This window comes from Azospirillum sp. (assembly GCF_035628975.1).
GTDB lineage: Bacteria > Pseudomonadota > Alphaproteobacteria > Azospirillales > Azospirillaceae > Azospirillum.
On sequence record NZ_DASPIS010000103.1, the window covers coordinates 78,681 to 96,284 of the forward strand.

The 17,604-nt window shown below is 70.0% G+C and carries 16 protein-coding genes; 10 read left to right on the forward strand and 6 right to left on the reverse strand.

Going from position 1 to position 17,604, the window contains the following annotated elements; all coding sequences use genetic code 11:
* Window positions 1-167: 167 nt before the first annotated feature.
* The gene (locus VD964_RS23305) at window positions 168-944 is read left to right on the forward strand and encodes a DUF1194 domain-containing protein (protein WP_324870884.1); all 777 of its coding nucleotides are present in this window, start codon (window positions 168-170) and stop codon (window positions 942-944) included.
* A gap of 12 nt (window positions 945-956) precedes the next feature.
* On the opposite strand, the gene VD964_RS23310 is transcribed toward VD964_RS23305, so the two are convergent.
* The gene (locus VD964_RS23310; protein ID WP_295825481.1) at window positions 957-1,145 is read right to left on the reverse strand and encodes a hypothetical protein; all 189 of its coding nucleotides are present in this window, start codon (window positions 1,143-1,145) and stop codon (window positions 957-959) included.
* 435 nt (window positions 1,146-1,580) lie between these two features.
* On the opposite strand from VD964_RS23310, the gene VD964_RS23315 reads away from it, so the two are divergent.
* The 3 genes from VD964_RS23315 (at window position 1,581) to eat (ending at window position 5,225) form a co-directional block, all read left to right on the forward strand.
* On the forward strand, window positions 1,581-2,975 hold the full coding sequence (locus tag VD964_RS23315; RefSeq protein WP_324870885.1) for an ethanolamine ammonia-lyase subunit EutB: 1,395 nt from the start codon (window positions 1,581-1,583) through the stop codon (window positions 2,973-2,975).
* Window positions 2,972-3,748: an ethanolamine ammonia-lyase subunit EutC gene (gene eutC / locus VD964_RS23320; RefSeq protein WP_324870886.1), complete on the forward strand. Its 777-nt coding sequence runs from the start codon at window positions 2,972-2,974 to the stop codon at window positions 3,746-3,748. Before VD964_RS23315 ends, eutC begins: the two co-directional genes overlap by 4 nt.
* Window positions 3,749-3,812: 64 nt before the next feature.
* Window positions 3,813-5,225, forward strand: a complete 1,413-nt coding sequence (gene eat / locus VD964_RS23325; protein WP_324870887.1) for an ethanolamine permease — start codon at window positions 3,813-3,815, stop codon at window positions 5,223-5,225.
* Window positions 5,226-5,402: 177 nt separating this feature from the next.
* Here the strand turns inward: eat and VD964_RS23330 are convergent, their stop codons facing one another.
* The 3 genes from VD964_RS23330 to VD964_RS23340 all read right to left on the reverse strand — a co-directional run bounded on the left by VD964_RS23330 (window position 5,403) and on the right by VD964_RS23340 (window position 9,976).
* Window positions 5,403-6,629, reverse strand: coding sequence for a polyhydroxyalkanoate depolymerase (locus tag VD964_RS23330; protein ID WP_324870888.1), 1,227 nt, complete (start codon window positions 6,627-6,629; stop codon window positions 5,403-5,405).
* A 264-nt stretch (window positions 6,630-6,893) separates the two neighbouring features.
* On the reverse strand, window positions 6,894-7,703 hold the full coding sequence (locus VD964_RS23335; protein ID WP_324870889.1) for an endonuclease/exonuclease/phosphatase family protein: 810 nt from the start codon (window positions 7,701-7,703) through the stop codon (window positions 6,894-6,896).
* Window positions 7,700-9,976 (reverse strand): VTT domain-containing protein, encoded by a 2,277-nt coding sequence (locus VD964_RS23340; RefSeq protein WP_324870890.1) that lies wholly within the window; start codon window positions 9,974-9,976, stop codon window positions 7,700-7,702. Before VD964_RS23340 ends, VD964_RS23335 begins: the two co-directional genes overlap by 4 nt.
* A 252-nt stretch (window positions 9,977-10,228) precedes the next feature.
* Here VD964_RS23340 and VD964_RS23345 point away from each other — a divergent pair, with 252 nt between their 5' ends.
* The 3 genes from VD964_RS23345 to VD964_RS23355 are packed head-to-tail and all read left to right on the forward strand — an operon-like array spanning window position 10,229 to window position 13,534.
* Window positions 10,229-10,993 (forward strand): ABC transporter permease subunit, encoded by a 765-nt coding sequence (locus tag VD964_RS23345; RefSeq protein ID WP_324870891.1) that lies wholly within the window; start codon window positions 10,229-10,231, stop codon window positions 10,991-10,993.
* A gap of 16 nt (window positions 10,994-11,009) precedes the next feature.
* A complete protein-coding gene (locus VD964_RS23350; protein WP_324870892.1) occupies window positions 11,010-11,816 on the forward strand; it encodes an ABC transporter permease subunit in 807 nt (268 codons plus the stop codon).
* Window positions 11,813-13,534 carry an oligopeptide/dipeptide ABC transporter ATP-binding protein gene (locus VD964_RS23355; protein ID WP_324870893.1) on the forward strand — a complete coding sequence of 574 codons (1,722 nt, stop codon included), beginning with the start codon at window positions 11,813-11,815 and terminating at the stop codon, window positions 13,532-13,534. The genes VD964_RS23350 and VD964_RS23355 overlap by 4 nt, the downstream gene beginning before the upstream one ends.
* A gap of 200 nt (window positions 13,535-13,734) precedes the next feature.
* On the opposite strand, the gene VD964_RS23360 is transcribed toward VD964_RS23355, so the two are convergent.
* Window positions 13,735-14,346 carry a cold-shock protein gene (locus VD964_RS23360; RefSeq protein WP_324870894.1) on the reverse strand — a complete coding sequence of 204 codons (612 nt, stop codon included), beginning with the start codon at window positions 14,344-14,346 and terminating at the stop codon, window positions 13,735-13,737.
* Between the two features lie 255 nt (window positions 14,347-14,601).
* Window positions 14,602-15,099, reverse strand: coding sequence for a YchJ family protein (locus VD964_RS23365; protein ID WP_324870895.1), 498 nt, complete (start codon window positions 15,097-15,099; stop codon window positions 14,602-14,604).
* Between the two features lie 170 nt (window positions 15,100-15,269).
* Between VD964_RS23365 and VD964_RS23370 the strand changes: the two genes are divergently transcribed.
* The 3 genes from VD964_RS23370 to VD964_RS23380 all read left to right on the forward strand — a co-directional run bounded on the left by VD964_RS23370 (window position 15,270) and on the right by VD964_RS23380 (window position 17,579).
* On the forward strand, window positions 15,270-15,935 hold the full coding sequence (locus tag VD964_RS23370) for a ribonuclease HII (protein WP_324870896.1): 666 nt from the start codon (window positions 15,270-15,272) through the stop codon (window positions 15,933-15,935).
* An 89-nt stretch (window positions 15,936-16,024) separates the two neighbouring features.
* Window positions 16,025-17,107, forward strand: a complete 1,083-nt coding sequence (locus tag VD964_RS23375; protein WP_324870897.1) for a DNA methyltransferase — start codon at window positions 16,025-16,027, stop codon at window positions 17,105-17,107.
* An 88-nt stretch (window positions 17,108-17,195) separates the two neighbouring features.
* Window positions 17,196-17,579, forward strand: coding sequence for a dihydroneopterin aldolase (locus VD964_RS23380; protein WP_085092178.1), 384 nt, complete (start codon window positions 17,196-17,198; stop codon window positions 17,577-17,579).
* Window positions 17,580-17,604: the final 25 nt, after the last annotated feature.

A 17,604-nucleotide genomic window follows, 5' to 3' on the forward strand; every position in this document is an offset into this window, starting at 1 on the left:
TTGTGCCGGTCATTCCGGGTTGCGATGGCGGCGGAGTACTCCGCCTTGGCCTTTCGTTGCCGCCGGAATCGCCCGGCAGGGCATGGACAGAGACCGTTCGCATACCAATCCTCAATCCTTCGTCCGGACGCCAGGCGTCCGGACAGCCGTGGCGAAGGGGGGTGCGTATGCGTGCATACCGTCTTTTGGCCCAACTCCTTGCTGGTTTCCCGGCCTGCGTCCTGATCCTCACCCCCTTATGCCTGTCCTTATCCGCGGTCCCGGCCGGGGCCCAGACGCCGGTGGATCTGGAACTGGTCCTGGCAGTGGATGTGTCCGGCAGCGTCGATCCGGACGAGGCGAAGCTGCAGCGCAACGGCTATGTCCAGGCCCTGCTGAACCCGAAGGTGCAGGCGGCGATCCGTGGTGGGCCCTTCGGCCGCATCGCCGCCACCTATGTGGAATGGGCGGGGGAGGGCCACCAGCACACCGTCGTCGGCTGGACCGAGCTGAGCGATCCGCCCAGCATCGAGCGCTTCGCCGGCATGGTCGCGGAAGCGCCGATGATGACGGAGCAATGGACCTCCATCAGCTCCGCCATCGACTATTCCGTCCCGCTGTTCGAGAACAACGGGTTCGAGGGCACGCGGCGGGTCATCGACCTGTCGGGCGACGGCGAGAACAACCGCGGCCGCCCGGTAGAGGAAGCGCGCGACGCCGCGGTCGCCCGCGGCATCACCATCAACGGGCTGCCGATCCTGAACGACCGGCCCAACCCCTGGGGCGGCGCGGCGCCGAACGACCTGGAGGGCTATTACCGCGACCATGTCATCGGCGGCCCCGGCGCCTTCCTGGTCCCCGCCCGCGACTTCGACGCCTTCGCCGACGCGATTCTCAGCAAGCTGCTGCTGGAGGTGTCGGGCATTCAGCCGGCTGGGCGGGATCGGGACCTCGCGGCCCGCTGAGCGAGGCGGGTATCAGTCCACCGCGCGATCGATGGCGCGGCCGGCCTTTTCCGCCGGACCCGGCGGATCGATGGCGTCCTTGATGCTCTGGCCGGCGTTGTCGATGGACTCGCCGGCGCGCTCGGCCGGGCCGTCCTTGTGGCAGGCGGCCACGGCGACCAGCGGCAGGACCAGGACGGCGGTGCGCAACAGCGTCAGCATGACGGTCTCCTTCTTTCGGTGCGCGCGCGGCGTCCGGTGATGGGCGGCGCGCTGCGGTGCGAAATGAACGGTATGGCCGGGCTACAGGTTCGGCCGCCTACCCGATTGCACCGCCGAAGGTCGCGCTTGGGCTGAAGCGTCGCCGTTTCCGCTACTCCCTATGGGCGCCTCCCCCTCTCCCCCCCGGGGAGAGGGTCGGGGTGAGGGGGATGCATGGGGTGGAGTTGGTGGGAGGGTGGGGCTTGCCTTGATTCTGGGGGCTCCTCGCCACGCGCCCCCTCACCCTAACCCTCTCCCCGGGGGGAGAGGGGATCCTGGTCGGGGAGAAGGAATTCTCACGAAGGTCGAACACCGCATTTTGTGTTCTACGGTCAACTGCCCGCCGTCCGTCCCGTGCCACTCTTGCCCCAGGGATGAGACGGGCGGGAGGCCGGCATGGCTGGGTACCATTGCGATCTGGGGCGGCAACGCCACCGTTTCAACGACCTGAAGGCGCTGATGGCCTGCGCCTCGCCGCGGCGGTCGGGGGACGAGCTGGCGGGCATCGCCGCCGACAGCGACGAGCGGAGGGTGGCGGCGCGCATGGTCCTGGCCGACCTGCCGCTGAAGACCTTCCTGACCGAGGCGCTTGTCCCCTACGAGGCCGACGAGGTGACGCGCCTCATCGTCGACCGCCACAATTCGGACGCCTTCCGGCCGGTGGCGCACATGACGGTCGGGCAGTTCCGCGACTGGCTGCTGTCCTACGAAGCCGACACGGCGGCGCTGACTGCGCTCGCCCCCGGCCTGACGCCGGAGATGGCGGCGGCGGTGTCCAAGCTGATGCGCAACCATGATCTGGTCTGCGTCGCCGCGAAATGTTCGGTCGTAACCCGCTTCCGCACCACGGTCGGGCTGCCGGGGCGGCTGTCGAGCCGGCTGCAGCCCAACCATCCGACCGACGACCCGACCGGTATCGCCGCCTCGACGCTCGACGGGCTGCTCTACGGCATCGGCGACGCGGTGATCGGCATCAACCCGGCGACCGACAATGTGCCGGCCTGCATCGCTCTGCTGGAGATGCTGGACGCCGTGCGCACCCGCTTCGACATTCCGGTGCAGTCCTGCGTGCTGGCCCATGTCACCACGACGATCCAGGCGATCGAGCGCGGGGCGCCGGTCGATCTGGTGTTCCAGTCCATCGCCGGCACCGAGAAGGCCAATGCCGGCTTCGGCGTCACCCTGTCGCTGCTGGCCGAGGCGCAGGAAGCGGCCAAATCGCTGAACCGTGGTACCATCGGCGACAACGTCATGTATTTCGAAACGGGGCAGGGGTCCGCCCTGTCGGCCGACGCCCATTTCGGCGTCGACCAGCAGACGGTGGAAACCCGCGCCTATGCCGTCGCCCGCGCCTTCGACCCGCTGCTGGTCAATACGGTGGTGGGCTTCATCGGCCCCGAATATCTCTATGACGCCAAGCAGATCACGCGAGCCGGGCTGGAAGATCATTTCTGCGCCAAGCTGCTCGGCGTGCCGATGGGCTGCGACGTCTGCTATACCAACCATGCCGAGGCCGACCAGGACGACATGGATGTCCTGATGACGATGCTGGCAACCGCGGGCGTCAACTTCCTGATCGCCGTGCCCGGCGCCGACGACGTCATGCTGAACTACCAGAGCCTGTCCTACCACGACGTGCTCGGCCTGCGGCATCTGCTGAAACGCCCGCCGGCCCCGGAGTTCGAGGCGTGGCTGGACAAGGCCGGCTGGCTCGACGAGCAGCGCCGCCTGCCGCCCTGGCCCGACCAGAGCCTCGTCGTCTCCGCCCTGCTGGGGAGTGCGGCACGATGAGCGAGACTCCGAAAGATCCGTGGGCGCGCTTCCGCAGCGCCACCCGTGCCCGCATCGCCTTGGGCCGCAGTGGCGACGCCCTGCCGACCAAGGCGATGCTGGAGTTCCAACTGGCCCATGCCCGCGCCCGCGATGCGGTGCACAGCGCGGTCGATTTCGACCGGCTGGCCGCCGATCTCGCGCCGCTGGAGACGATCCGCGTCCACAGCGCGGCATCAGACCGGCCGACCTACCTGCGCCGGCCCGATCTCGGCCGCCGGCTGGACCCGGCCAGCGCGGCGACCCTGCCGGGCGGTGAGTGGGACCTGCTGTTCGTGATCGCCGACGGGCTGTCGGCCGCCGCGGTGCAGGTCAATGCCGCGCCGCTCATCCATGCCTGTGTGGCGCGGCTGGGGCATCTGCGCATCGGCCCGGTGGTGCTGGCCGGACAGGCGCGTGTGGCGCTGGGCGACGAGGTGGCATCGGCCATGGGCGCCCGGCTCGTCGCGCTGCTGGTGGGGGAACGGCCCGGCCTGTCGGCCGCGGAATCGCTTGGGGTCTACCTGACCTGGGACCCCAGGCCCGGCCGCGCCGATTCCGAACGCAACTGCATTTCCAACATCCATTCCGACGGCCTGTCCATCCGGACGGCCGCCGAAAAGCTGTGCTGGCTCGCAACCGAGGCGGCGCGGCTGAAGCTGACGGGGGTCGCCCTGAAGGAGGACGCCCCGTCCCTGGCCGGTCCGGACAACGAGAAAAACCAACTGACCGAGCCAGGAAACCGGGTGCCGTGAGAGAGCGCCGCCATCCAAACCAACGCCACTAAATCCAAAGCCTTGAACAGGGGCAGGAGGCAACATGTCTGGGAACACGAAGCCTGAATTGAGCAAGAGCCTGAGCGGGCTCCATCTGTGGGGGATCGCCGTGGGGCTGGTGATCTCCGGCGAGTATTTCGGCTGGAGCTACGGCTGGGCGGCGGCGGGGACGCTGGGCTTCCTCGTCACCACGATCCTGATCGCGGCGATGTACACCACCTTCATCTTCAGCTTCACCGAGCTGACGACCGCCATTCCCCATGCCGGCGGTCCCTTCGCCTACAGCTACCGCGCCTTCGGACCGAAGGGGGGCTTCGTCGCCGGGTTCGCCACGCTGATCGAGTTCGTCTTCGCGCCGCCGGCCATCGCGCTCGCCATCGGCGCCTATCTGAACGTGCAGTTTCCGGGGCTCGACCCGAAGCTGGCGGCAGTCGGCGCCTATGTCATCTTCATGGGTCTGAACATCGCCGGTGTGTCCATCGCCGCCACCTTCGAGCTGTTCGTCACACTGCTGGCGATCTTCGAGCTGGTGGTGTTCATGGGCGTGGTGTTCCCCGGCTTCTCCTGGGCGAACTTCACCGCCAACGGCTGGGCCGGGTCGAACAGCTTCAGCATGGATGCCTTCGGCGGCATCTTCGCCGCAATCCCCTTCGCCATCTGGTTCTTCCTGGCGATCGAGGGCGCGGCGATGGCGGCCGAGGAGACCAAGGACCCCAAGCGCACCGTGCCGCGCGCCTATATCGGCGGCATCCTGACGCTGGTGGCGCTCGCCTTCGGCACCATGATCTTCGCGGGCGGCGTCGGCGACTGGAAGGCGCTGTCCAACATCAACGACCCGCTGCCCCAGGCGATGAAGGCGGTGGTCGGCGAGTCCAGCGGCTGGCTTCACATGCTGGTTTGGATCGGCCTGTTCGGCCTGATCGCGTCCTTCCACGGCATCATCATGGGCTATTCGCGCCAGATCTTCGCGCTGTCCCGCGCCGGCTTCCTGCCGCCGGTGCTGTCCCGCCTGCACCCGACCCGCAAAACCCCGCACTGGGCGGTTCTGGCCGGCGGCGTGGTCGGCATCGCTGCCATCTATTCCGACGAGTTCATCCAGATCGGCGGCCTGCCGCTGACCGCCAACATCGTCACCATGTCGGTGTTCGGCGCCATCGTCATGTACATCATGAGCATGGCGGCGCTGTTCCGCCTGCGCACCGCCGAACCGGCGCTGGAGCGTCCCTACCGCGCGCCCTTCTATCCGGTGTTCCCGGCGATCTCGCTGGTGCTGGCGGTGCTGGCCCTGGTGACGATGATCTACTACAACGCCCTGGTGTTCGGGCTGTTCGTGGCGCTGTTCGCGCTCGGCTACCTGTTCCACCTCGCCACCGCCGGCATGCGGGTGAAGGCCGGCGCGACCGGCGGGCTGGGGCATATGGATGCCTTCACCGAGGCGCGGACGATGGTGGATTGAGGGGGTGGGGGTGCCTTGCGGGTGCCCCCTCCCTCCCGCTCTGGCGAGCGGGTCCCTCCCTCCCCCGCCTTCGGCGGTAGAGGGTGAATTTGCAGTGCGGCGGCAGTCCCCTCTCCCGCGGAACGCGGGGGAGGGTTAGGGAGGGGGCAACCGTAGCCGGCGCGCCCCCCAAACCCCTCACTCCCCGTCGTGGCTCCGGATGAAGCTGCGGATTTCCGGGAGGATGGCTTCGCGCCAGCGGCGGCCGTTGAAGATGCCGTAATGGCCGACGCCCTTCTGGAAATGCGTCTTGCGCATCCCGTCCGGCAGCGACGAGCACAGGCGCTGCGCCGCGATGGTCTGGCCGGGGGCGGAGATGTCGTCCAGCTCGCCTTCCACCGTCATCACCGCGGTCTTGGCGATCGCCGCCGGCTCCACCTTGCGGCCGCGGGACACCATGGTGCCGTTGGGCAGGGCGTGCTTCTGGAACACCGTCTCGATGGTCTGCAGGTAGAATTCCGCCGACAGGTCCATCACCGACAGATATTCGTCGTAGAAGCGGCGGTGCTGCTCGGCCGAATCGCCGTCGCCGCGGACGAGGTGGCGGAACAGCCCGACATGCTCGTTGATGTGGCGGTCGAGGTTCATCGACATGAAGCCCGACAGCTGGATGAAGCCCGGATAGACGCGGCGGAAGGCGCCCGGATAATAGACCGGGACCGTGGTGATCACGCTGCGCTCGAACCACTTCAGCGGGTGTTCCATCGCCAGCTTGACCGGCGTCGTCGGGTTGGCCATCGGGTCGATCGGGCCGCCCATCAGGGTCATGCTGCGGGCCTGAACCGGCTCGTCAGCCGCCGCCATCAGCGACACCGCCGCCATCACCGGAACCGCCGGCTGGCATACCGCGATGACGTGGGTGTTCGGCCCCAGGACGCGGATCAGCTCCGCCACCGTGTCGATGTAGTCGTCCAGGTCGAAGCGCCCGGCCGACATCGGCACCAGCCGCACGTCGATCCAGTCCGTGACGTAGACGTCATGGTCGCGGATCAGCGCCTCCACCGTGCCGCGCAGCAGCGTGGCGTGGTGGCCCGACATCGGGGCGACCAGAAGCACCTTCGGCTGGCGCGGCGTGCCTTCCGGCTTGGCGAAGTTCAGCAGCTTGCAGAAGGGCGACTGCCAGACGAACCGTTCGGTGACCGGCACGGTCTGCCCGTCGACCACCGTCTCCGCCAGCCCGAAGGCCGGCTTGCCGAAGCGGCGGGTCGTCCGTTCCATCAGTTCCGCCCCGGCGGCGACCGCCCGGCCGAGCTTGGTGTAGGACAGCGGAACCAGCGGGTTCTGGAAGGTGTGCTGGGCGGCTTCGGCCCAGAAACGCATCGGCCGCATGGCCGCGTGTTGCATGTCGTACAGGTGATACAGCAAGTCAGATCCTCACATCACGGCTACCCCCGGTCGGCCAGGGTACGTTGGTCCGGTTCGTTATTCCTTCGACCACTTATTGATCGTATTACCAACCATATCCTTCGTCAGGGGTCGCGTATAGGTCAAGAGCCTCTTCGCATTTGCAAAGCTCTGTTGTTAAAAGAACATTGCGGTGCACAAAAAATTATCAACCGCAACAATCCCGCTATGACCCCGGCGCGTGACTCCGTTGGTCATACTGACGTTCAGGGGAATGGCTGACGATCAGGGGACGGCCAGGACGGCGCGGACCGGCAGATGGTCCGATGCCCGACGGGTCAGGACGCTGCGCACCACCTCGAAAGCGGGGATTTGCAAGCCTCCCGTCACATAGATGCGGTCGAGCCGCAGGGTCGGCATGCGGGCGTGGAAGCTGCGCGGGTTGGCGACGTCGGCGAAGGAGGCGGCCAGATGGCGCAGCCGCGGCGAGCTGGGCGTCCATTCGTTCAGGTCGCCCATGAACAGGGTGGGCAGCTCCGGTTGGTCCAACACCCGCGACACTATGTCGCCGACCTGTTTGGCCCGTTCCCAGGGATCGAGGCCGAGATGGGCGACGATCACCCGCACCAGGCGGCCCTCCACCTCCACCACCGCGTCGATGGCGCCGCGCGGCTCGCGCTTGCCGACGGAGAGGTCCATCGTCTCCATCGAGCGCACCGGCAGGCGGGTCAGCAGGCAGTTTCCGTAATGGGCGCGTTCGCTGTGCTTGGTCGGGCCGGCATAGGCCTTCATGCCCGTGTGCTGTTCCAGGAAGGCGAACTGGTCCATCCCCGATTCGCCGCGATGGTGCCAGCCGACCTCCTGCAGCCCGATCAGGTCGACCTCCAGGTCGCGGATCACCTGGGCGATGCGGTCGGGCGCGAATCGGGCGTCCAGGCCGACGCAGCTGTGAATGTTCCAGGTGGCGACGCTGAACGCGGCCATGCCGTCCGGAACGGGGGAACTGCGGCGGTCGGCGCGGCGGGGACGGCGGGCACGGGCTGCGCGCAACGCGGCGGCGATGCGCTGGACACGCTCACGGCTGAAACGGATCACGGTTCCAAAATCCTTTCCTCCGGCCTGTCGTCTTGCCGGCCATTTTCCTGTGTCTTCCGCCCGACCTTCCGTCCTGACCGGCCGAGCAGCCGGCTCGTCAGCCAGCCGAGCCCGATCGCCACCGCACCCATCGCCACCAGCAGCGCGATGTCGGCGGCGCCGGGATTGCCGATGGTCCGTTCAAGCTGGTGCCCGAGCAGATTGAAGGCAAGGATGCCGGGCGCAAGACCGACCATGGTGCCGATCACATAATCGCCGAAGCGCAGCTTCGACGCACCGGCGGCGAGGTTCACCACGGTGTAGGGCGCCACCGGCACGGCGCGCACGCCGGCCACCGCGGCGATGCCGCTGTCCGCCAGCTTCTCGTTGAGCCGCGCGATCAGCGGACCGCCATGGCGGTCCAGCAGGTCGCGTCCGGCCATCCGGCCGGTCCAGAACATCGCCACCGCCGAGGCGACCGCCCCGCCCATGGCGGTGGGGAAGCCCCACCAGGGACCCATCACGATGGCGGTGGCGGCGATCAGCACGGTCAGCGGGAACATGACGTAGCCGCCGGCGACATAGGCCAGGATCACCCACAGCGGCGCCAGCGGGCTGTCGCGCAAGGTCCGGAAGACCGACAGCACGGCGTCCAGCGTCGCCCATTCGCTGAGCGCGGTGTAGCGCCACATCCCCCACAGCCCCAGGAGCGCCAGGATGCCGGCCAGCATCAGCCAGTGGCGGGTGCGCGGGATCCGCGACGGCAGCACCCGGCGCACGATGTCCACCGCGTCGACCGGATGTTCGGGATCGAAGACGCGGGCGTCCGCGACCGCGGCGGCCAGCCCGTCCGGCTCGGGGTCGTGCAGCGGCTCCAGCGTGCGCCCCACCGGCTTGCGCAGCGACTCGATGGCCGCGGCGAGCGAGCCCAGCCGCCGGTGCGCCGCCGACACTGCGGCCGGGCTGGTGCCCAGATGCTCGGCGATCAGGTCGTCGCGCGTGTGGCGGATCGCCCGGCGGGTCTCGGCGTCCTCCGGCCCCGGCCCGGCTTCCAGCGCCAGGTCGCATTCGGTGTCGAGGCCCATGGAGCGGTTGTTGAGGTTGGCGGAGCCGATGCGCAGCAGCCGGTCGTCCACCACCATCACCTTGGCATGCACGGTGATGCAGGCGCCGCCGTCGGTCAGCGCGGCGAACAGGCGGAAGCGGCCGTGCCGGTCGACCTCGCGCAGCTCGCGGGTCAGCCGGGCGCGGGCGCCCAGCATCACGGTGTTCTCCAGCCAGCTGGTGGTGCGCACCGGGTTGACGACGATCACCTCCGGCCCGTCCTCCTCCGCCAGCCGGGCCTTCAGCGCCTCGGCCACCGCGGTGGAGGCGAAATATTGGCTTTCCAGATAGATGACCTCGCGCGCCTGGGCGATTGCCTCCAGATAGAGCGCTTCCACCTCGCGCACCGCCTCGCGGCCGTTGCAGGCCGGATCGGTGCGGGCGATGCCCACGCGCACGCCGCGCAGCATCGGCTCGAAGCCGGGCGGCCAGGGATCGGCGGCCAGCGGATGGCGGCGCGGCGGGCGGCCGGGCGACGGGGCGGGGGGCAGCAGCGTTTCGCCGGTCGCCCGCGCCCAGCGCTCGCGGAACATCTCGCCCAGCGCGCGGGCGGCGGCGCCGTCCACCGCCATCATCACGTCGTGAAACGGCTCGTAGGGCTTGCCGTCGGGCTGGCGCCGCCGCGGGTCGTGGCCATGATGGGCGCGGGTGTCCCAGCGGTTGGCGGTGATGTCCAGCCCGCCGCAGAAGGCGACCTGATCGTCGATCACCAGCATCTTCTGGTGATGGCAGGCGCCGGTCGGGTGGTCGCCGTCCAGCCGGTACTGCAGGCGGCGGTGGGTCAGCCAGTTGCGCAGCATGAAGGGGTGCGACCAGCGGGCGAGGTCGAACAGCTCGGCGTAGTCCCATTTCAGCACATGGATGTGCAGGTCGGGCCGGGTGGTCGCCAGCCAGTTCAGCAGAGTGCCCAGCCGGTCGGGCCGGCGCGGGCGGCGCGTCTGCGGCATCAGGCGGATGCGGGCGTCGAAATCCCAGGCGGTCATGTAGATCGTGCGCCGGGCCCGCCGCATGGCGGCCTTGGCCAGCGCGAAATAATCCTCACCGTCGACGATGACGCCCAGCCGCGCCGTCTCCTCCACCCGCCAGCAGGTCCGTCCCGGTTCCAGGATCGGCCGCAGCGCGCCGGCGGGGACGGCGGCGTCGGGCGGCGGTCCGGCGGAGGGGAGCGGCTGGGGCGAATGGGCGTACATGGGGTCCGGTCGTCTGTGTGTCCTGGGTCATAACATCTGGGAAGGCCTTTCCTTCCCCGCCCTCAGCCATTTGGTGAAAGCCGCCGGGAATTGCAGCCACCCCGGCCATGCTGCCGGTCGAAAATTCGGGCGGGACGGCTTTTCCGCTGCGGATCCGGGGCCGGCGCTAATTCTGTTGCCCCATGGGGGTGGGGGCGCTTACGGTCGCATGTCGCACCCGATATGCCGTTTTCCCCCGATACCGTTCTTCCGATGCCGCGCCCCCTGATCCGCCGCCTGATCGATGCCGTGCCGACCGCCATCCTGCCGATGGCGGCGGGGATCGGGCTGTCGGCGCTGGTGGCGCCGCAGCCGGACGCCGCGTCGGCGCTGCTGAGCGGGCTGGCGGTGACGCTGCTGCTGACTCTGCCGTCGCTGGCGGTGGGCACCGCGCTGGGCGCCCTGGCCGGTTCCTCGGCGGCGGTGGCGCCGCGCTCGGCGGGCGGGCTGATCGGCCGGTTCCTCGCCGGGGCGGGTCCGCTGCTGCCGGGTTTCCTGCTGGCCGCCGTCGCGGCGCTCGCCGTGCGGGCAGGGGCGTCGGCGGCACCGCTGGGCTGGACCGCGCTCGCCATACCCGCCGCCTGCCAGGCGGCGAGGCTGTCGCGCCCGGCGATGGAGCGCGCGCTCGGCGCCGGGCCGGAGGGCGGCGCGGTGCGCATGGCGCGCGGCCTGGGGCTGGACGAACGCACCGTGCTGCGCCACCACGCCTTGCCGCAGGCGGTCGCCCCGGTGATGGGCGGCCTGCGCGCCGCGGTGCTGGCCGCGGTGGTGGGGGCGGTGGCGCTGGAAAGCCTGTTGGACCTGCCGGGGGCGGGGGCGCTGATGATCGACGCCGCCCGCGGCGGATCGGCGGCGGGATCGCTGCCGGTGCTGGTGGCGCTCTGCGGGCTGACCGCGCTGCTGGGTGCTCTCGGCCTCGCCGTGCGCGACTGGATCGATCCGGCCAATCACAGCTCCACGCCCTATGACGGGGCGTGACGGACGAAGGGATTCGATGGCCGAGTTCGACCAATCACCGCAGTCCCACCCGGTGCCGCCCCACCCGGTGCCGCCGCGCGCCGGCTTCGCCCGTGGCCTGTCGGGGGCCGCGGTGCTGGTCGCCCTGGCGCTCGCCTCGGCCGCCGCGCCGCTGATGGCCGACGGGGCCACCATCCAGCGGCTGGACGCCGATCCGGTGGCCGCCGCCCTGCTCGACGGGCGGGGCAGCCTGTCTTTCGCGCTTTTGGCCGCGGTGCTGGGCGGCGCGCTGGGCGTCGGCTGGGCGCTGCTGGCCGGGCTGCTCGGCAAGCTGTCGGGCACCAGGGCGGAGCGGCGGACCATCGCCGCCGCCCACCGGCTGGCCGGCCTGCCGCTCGCCCTGCTGGTGCCGCTTGCCGGCGGGCTGGTGGGGGAGGTCGGGCCGCTGGCCGTCGTCACCGCGCTGACCGCCGCCCCCGCCGTCGCCGCGCTCGCCCATGCCGAGATGTCGGCGTTGCTGCGGGCGGAGTTTCTGACCGCCGCCCGCGCCGCCGGCCTGTCGGAGGGCGAGGTGCTGCGCCGCCACCTGATCCCCAACGCGGCACGCCCGCTGCTGGCCGCCGGGACTCTGGCCCTGCCGCGCGTGCTGGCGGCGGAGAGTGCGGCCAGCCTGCTCGGCCTCGGCCTGCCGCCGGCGCTCGGCAGCTGGGGCGCCTCGGTCGGGCTTGCCGCGCGGCTGGGCGACCCGGTGGCCTTCGTCCCGCCGGCCCTGCTGCTGGCGCTCGCCCTCTGGGCCGCCTGCGCCATCGCCGATGCCGCGGTGGCGGGAAACCGTAGGCCATGAACCACATCGCCCCGAAACCCACGCCCAAGCCCGCCCCGGTGGAGACCGAGGCGCTGACCCTGATGGTCGGCGACCGCGTCCTGCTCGACCGCGCCACCCTGCGGGTGGAGCGTGGGGAGGTGCTGGCGATCACCGGCGGTGCCGGCAGCGGCAAGACCGCCCTGCTCGGCGCGCTCGCCGGCCAGCCGCTCGCCGGGGTGGACATGGCCGGCAGCGCCCATGTCGAGGGGCGCCTGCTGATCGCCCAGGGCGGGCGTCTGGCGCCGCGCCGGCCGCTGGCCCTGCAGGTTGCGGAGGTGGTCGGCCATCATCTGGGGCTGGACCTGCGCGGCGCTCTGCGCCGGACGGCGGACGGGCTGGACCGCATGGGCGTGCCGCCCGCCGCCCGCCGGTTCGACCTGCCCCCCGAACAGCTGCCGGACGCCCTGCGCTGGGCCTGCCTGTTCGCCATGGCGGCGGCGGTGAAGCCGGCGGTGCTGCTGGCCGACGCGCCGGCCGCCGGGCTGGACCCGACCGTCCGGCTGCGGCTTCTCCACCGGCTGGCCGACTGGGCGCGGGCGGACGGGGTGGCGCTGATCCTGGCCGGACGGCCGGAGGACGGCGTGGCCGGCCCCGCCGACCGCGTGCTGTCCCTGCGCCGCGGCCGTCTGCTGCCCTACGAGCCGCCGCGCATCGCCCCCGTGGCGCCGATGGACGCGCCGGGGACCGCCCGCCTGCATGCCCGCGGCGTCGGCATGGCCTATCCGCTCGCCCCCGGTCCGAAGGGGGAACCGCGGGCGCTGACCGTGCTGCACGGGATCGACCTGGATCTCGGCCTGGGGGAGACGCTGGCCCTGCTGGGCGAAACCGGCAGCGCCAAGGCGACGCTGGCCCGGTCGCTGCTGTGCCTGCCGCCGCCTACGGCGGGGGCGGTGGTGTGGATGGGCCGCGATCTTGCCGCCGCTGCGGCGCCGCCGGCCGACGCGGCGGGGGAGGATGCGGATCCCGGCGGCCTGCGCCGCGCCCGGCGCGACCTGCAGCCGCTGTTCCCCGACCCGGCCCCCTCCTTCGATCCGGCCATGACCATCGGCGACCAGTTCGCCCTGGCATTGGAAAGCCTGCGTCCGGACATTCCGGCGGAGCGCCGCGACCGCCGCATCGACGAGGCGCTGGAGGAGGCCGGCCTGCGCCAGAGCACGGCCCTCCGCTGGCCCGGCAGTCTCGGCAAGGCGGAGGCCGCCCATGCCGGGCTCGCCCGCGCCCTGTTGCCGGAACCGCGGGTGCTGATCGCCGACGATCCCGCCGCCAGCCTGTCGGCGGAGGAGCGCGAAGCCTTCCTCGATCGCCTGACGGCGGTGCGCGACCGGCGCAGTCTGGCGCTGGTGCTGGCGACCGACCGCTACCTGGAGGGGCTGCGCGATGCCCATCGCGGCATCGTCATGCTGTCGGGGCGGGTGGTGGAGAGCGCCGATTCCGAGACATTGCGGACGGTGCCGCTGCATCCCTACAGCCGGGCGATGCTGGCCGCGGCCCGCGGCGAACGCCCGGCCCTAGAAGGCGACGCGCGGTCGGCCTTCAGCCCGCCCGGCGGCTGCGCCCTGCGCCGACGCTGCCCGCTGGCCCGCGATTTCTGCGCCCAGGCCGTCCCGCCGCTGGAGGAGGTGGCGCCCGGCCACCATGTGGCCTGCCATTACTGGGACTCGGCCCTGGACGACGGCGCGCCTTCCCTGGATTCCTAAAGCGGATTGCAATCCGCTTTGGACCGCGACGGCGGTCCCGGCCGCTCATGCGGCCGAAGCCCGACCGGCGAATGAGGTCGTGTGACTCTAAAGCGAATACAAATTCGCTTTAAAGCGCCTCACCGCCGCGTTGCGGGCATGAAAAAGCCCCCGCTCCAGCGGAGCGGGGGCTTTTTCACATCACAACGACCGATGAGAGATCAGGCCATCTCGATGCGCTGCGCCTCGGGGCCCTTGGCGCCCTGGCGGATGGTGACGCGGACCTGCGCACCGTCGTCCAGGCCGCTGATGCCCGACCGCTCCAGCGCACGGATGTGCACGAAGATGTCCTTGCCGCCGGTCGACGGGGCGATGAAGCCGAAGCCCTTCGACACGTTGAACCACTTCACCGTGCCGTCGACGGTCTCGCCGCTGTCCGAATCGCCGTAGCTGTCGGCGCCGTAGCCGCCGCGGCTGCCGCCGCCGTAGCTGTTGCCGCCGCCGTAGCCGCCGTCGTTGCCCCAGCTGTCACGCTCGCGCGGGGCGCGCGGGCGGCTCGGAGCGGCGGTCGAGGTGTCGACCGCGTGGATGGTGGCGACCTGCGGGCCCTTCGGGCCGCGCGACAGGTCGCAGGTGATGGTCGCGCCTTCGGGCAGGCTGTCGTGTCCGCAGAACTGCAGAACCGTGGAATGCAGGAAGGCATCGGGCGAACCGTCGTCGGGGGTGACGAAGCCGAAGCCCTTGGTGGCGTTGAACCACTTGACGGTGGCGCGGATGTCGCGCTGGGTGATTTCAGGAGCGCGGAAGGAAGAGCGCTGCGGACGGTCGAACATCAGTATCGTCTCATCTGTCGTGTTAAACCCCATCCCGGCAAAGCACCAAAGAGGGAGACCCGGAACAGGGCCATCGAAGGATGATCGGTTCCGACCCATAATTCAATCGTCATTGCGTGATTCGACCCTGCGCGCACAACAAAAACACCGCCGCCGCCCAATGGATGGGCGGGGCGGGCCGATTTCGCCGAAATTGTGCAGGTGCAGCGTGACGACTCAACCGCGACTCAGGGTGCGGCCGTCAGGCGTGCAGGCTCAGGCGCCGTGGCACTTCTTGTACTTCTTGCCGCTGCCGCACGGGCAGGGGTCGTTGCGGCCGACTTTCGGGCCGCTGCGCGGGCGGGCGCCCAGCTGGCCGTCCACATAGAACCAGCGGCCGTCCTGGTGGGTGAAGCGGCTGGTCTCGTGGTGGGTCATCGGCTTGCCGTTCATGCTGAAACGGGCGACGAACTCCACCATGCCTTCGCTGTCGCCGGGCTGGCCGGCTTCGGTGGAGCGGATCTCCACGCCGGTCCAGACGCTGTTCTTGGCCCAGGTCTCGATCTCTTCACGGTTGAAGTCGTCGCGGGTGCTGGGCAGCAGCGTGTCGTGCAGGTAATCGATGTTGCCGGTGGCGAAGGCCGAATAGCGCGAACGCATCAGCGCTTCGGCCGTCGGGGCGGGCATGCCGGCCAGATAGGGACCGCAGCAGGCGTCCAGCGGCTTGCCGGAACGGCAGGGGCATTCGGCGGCGGTCTGGGTCGTGTCGGTCATGGCCTGCTCTCGGGTGATGGCGTGGTCCGTCGTCGCGGGGCGCATCCATAGCGCAGCCGTGCGCCGCTTCTCAAGAGCTTGGTTGACGCAAATGGCCGCGGCCTTGCGCCCGGAATCCGCTGCCGCTATCAAGCGGCCCCATCCCACCCCTTCCGGAAGGCCGTCCCCCGATGCCTGCCAAAGCGCCCCGCAAAGCAGCCGCTCCCCGGCAGCGCCCCGATCTGTCGCTGGAGGCCGGATTCGGTCCCGGCCGCCGCGTCTGCGGCATCGACGAGGTCGGCCGCGGCCCGCTCTGCGGCCCGGTGGTCGCCGCCGCCGTGGTCTTGGCCCCCGAAGGGCTGCCGCCGGAGATCGCGGCGCAGATCGACGACAGCAAGGCCGTCACCCGCCGGCTGCGCGAGGAGATCGAGCCGGCGATCCGGGCGCATGCGCTCGCATTCGCCATCGCCGAGGCGTCGGCGGCGGAGATCGACGAACTGAACATCCACAAGGCGACGCTTCTGGCGATGAAGCGGGCCTATCTGGCGCTGCCCGGCCCGGCCCCCGATGCGGCGCTGGTCGATGGAAAATTCACCCCGGACATCGCGTGCGAGAGGGTGGCGGTCGTCAAGGGCGACAGCCGCAGTCAGTCCATCGCCGCCGCCTCTATTCTCGCCAAAGTGGCGCGCGACACCGAGATGTTGCGGTTGTCGGTCCAGTATCCACACTATGGATGGGATCGAAATGCCGGCTATCCGACGCCCGAGCATCTGGACGCGCTGACCCGCCATGGTGTCACGTCACATCACCGAGTCAGTTTTGCACCAGTGAAACGCCAAAAGGCACTAAGCGGCTGAGCGTTCGTCACTTGGCAAAGAAAGCTGTTGACGGCGACTCGGCCGCGACTCATTGTCCGGCCGAGTTTCAGTTCTTTGCCGGTCGTAAAATGCTCCCTGAAAACCGTATCCTGGTCGGCGATTGCATCGCTCTCATGAACGATCTGCCGCCCGCGTCGGTCGATCTCGTCTTCGCCGATCCGCCCTACAACTTGCAGTTGGGTGGCGAGTTGCTGCGGCCGAACCACACCCGCGTCGCCGGGGTGGATGACGAGTGGGACAAATTCGACGATTTCGAGACTTACGACCGCTTCACCCGCGACTGGATGACGGCCGCCCGCCGCATCCTGAAGCCGGAAGGCTCGCTGTGGGTGATCGGTAGCTATCACAACATCTTCCGCGTCGGCGCCACGCTGCAGAATCTGGGCTTCTGGATTCTGAACGACATCGTCTGGCGCAAGACCAACCCGATGCCGAACTTCCGCGGCACCCGCTTCGCCAACGCCCACGAGACGATGATCTGGGCGGCCCGCGACAAGGATGCCCGCTACCGCTTCAATTACGAGGCGATGAAGAACCTCAATGAGGATCTTCAGATGCGTAGCGACTGGCTGCTGCCGATCTGCAGCGGCGGCGAGCGCTTGCGCGACGAGGACGGCAAGAAGACCCATCCGACGCAGAAGCCGGAATCGCTGCTGTACCGCGTGATCCTGTCCTCCTCCCGCCCCGGCGACGTGGTGCTGGATCCCTTCTTCGGCACCGGCACCACCGGCGCGGTCGCCAAGCGGCTCGGCCGCAAGTGGATCGGGCTGGAGCGCGACGACACTTACGTCAAGGCGGCCCAGGCCCGCATCGACGCGGTGGAGGAGGCGCCGGAGGCGGCCATCCTCGACACCCCGCCCAAGCGCAGCGCGCCGCGCATCCCCTTCGGCTGGGTGGTGGAACGCGGGCTTCTGCGCCCCGGCTCGACCCTGTTCGACCAGCGCCGCCGTGTCGCCGCCCGCGTGCGCGCCGACGGCACGCTGATCGGATCCGGCCCGCGCGGCGACCATCGCGGTTCGATCCATCAGGTGGGTGCCGCCATGGCCGGCCTGCCGGCCTGCAACGGCTGGACCTTCTGGCATTATGAGGAGGGCGAGGATCTGCGCCCGATCGACGTGCTGCGCGAGCGCATCCGCTCGGAAATGCACTGAGTCCATTCCAGACCTGTCCTTCCGGCATGGTCGCGGGCGGGGACGGTCGCTTGGCAGCGGCGCCGCCGCCGTGTTAGGGCTTTCGTCCATGAACAAGCTCTTTGCCACCGTCACCGCCCCGGTGCCGCGCTCGGCCCCGGCGGCGCTGTCCACCCGTTGTTTCGTGCGCGATCTGGTGATGGACGCGCTGATCGGCGTCTATGCCCATGAGCGGTTGAAGCCGCAACGCATCCGCCTGAACCTTGACCTCGAGGTGATCGCCCCCGGCGTCACCGGCGAGGACATGGCGACCATCGTCAAGGGCGTGGTCACCCAAGGCCACGTCACGCTGGTGGAAACGCTGGCGGAGCGCATCGCCGAACGCTGCCTTGCCGACGCGCGGGTGACGATGGCCAAGGTGCGGGTGGAAAAGCTGGACGTCTTCCCCGACGCCGCCAGCGTCGGCGTGGAGATCGAGCGCGCCCGCGCCTGACCGTTTCCCAACTCATGAGAGAGGA

Bases quoted from the DNA above. Each gene is read 5' to 3' on its own strand.
- eat (WP_324870887.1), top strand. From the start codon at position 3,813: ATGTCTGGGAACACGAAGCCTGAATTGAGCAAGAGCCTGAGCGGGCTC.
- VD964_RS23350 (WP_324870892.1), top strand. From the start codon at position 11,010: ATGGCCGAGTTCGACCAATCACCGCAGTCCCACCCGGTGCCGCCCCAC.
- VD964_RS23355 (WP_324870893.1), top strand. From the start codon at position 11,813: ATGAACCACATCGCCCCGAAACCCACGCCCAAGCCCGCCCCGGTGGAG.
- eutC (WP_324870886.1), top strand. From the start codon at position 2,972: ATGAGCGAGACTCCGAAAGATCCGTGGGCGCGCTTCCGCAGCGCCACC.
- VD964_RS23305 (WP_324870884.1), top strand. From the start codon at position 168: ATGCGTGCATACCGTCTTTTGGCCCAACTCCTTGCTGGTTTCCCGGCC.
- VD964_RS23360 (WP_324870894.1), bottom strand. From the start codon at position 14,346: ATGTTCGACCGTCCGCAGCGCTCTTCCTTCCGCGCTCCTGAAATCACC.
- VD964_RS23310 (WP_295825481.1), bottom strand. From the start codon at position 1,145: ATGCTGACGCTGTTGCGCACCGCCGTCCTGGTCCTGCCGCTGGTCGCC.
- VD964_RS23340 (WP_324870890.1), bottom strand. From the start codon at position 9,976: ATGTACGCCCATTCGCCCCAGCCGCTCCCCTCCGCCGGACCGCCGCCC.
- VD964_RS23345 (WP_324870891.1), top strand. From the start codon at position 10,229: ATGCCGCGCCCCCTGATCCGCCGCCTGATCGATGCCGTGCCGACCGCC.
- VD964_RS23370 (WP_324870896.1), top strand. From the start codon at position 15,270: ATGCCTGCCAAAGCGCCCCGCAAAGCAGCCGCTCCCCGGCAGCGCCCC.
- VD964_RS23315 (WP_324870885.1), top strand. From the start codon at position 1,581: ATGGCTGGGTACCATTGCGATCTGGGGCGGCAACGCCACCGTTTCAAC.
- VD964_RS23380 (WP_085092178.1), top strand. From the start codon at position 17,196: ATGAACAAGCTCTTTGCCACCGTCACCGCCCCGGTGCCGCGCTCGGCC.
- VD964_RS23365 (WP_324870895.1), bottom strand. From the start codon at position 15,099: ATGACCGACACGACCCAGACCGCCGCCGAATGCCCCTGCCGTTCCGGC.
- VD964_RS23375 (WP_324870897.1), top strand. From the start codon at position 16,025: ATGCTCCCTGAAAACCGTATCCTGGTCGGCGATTGCATCGCTCTCATG.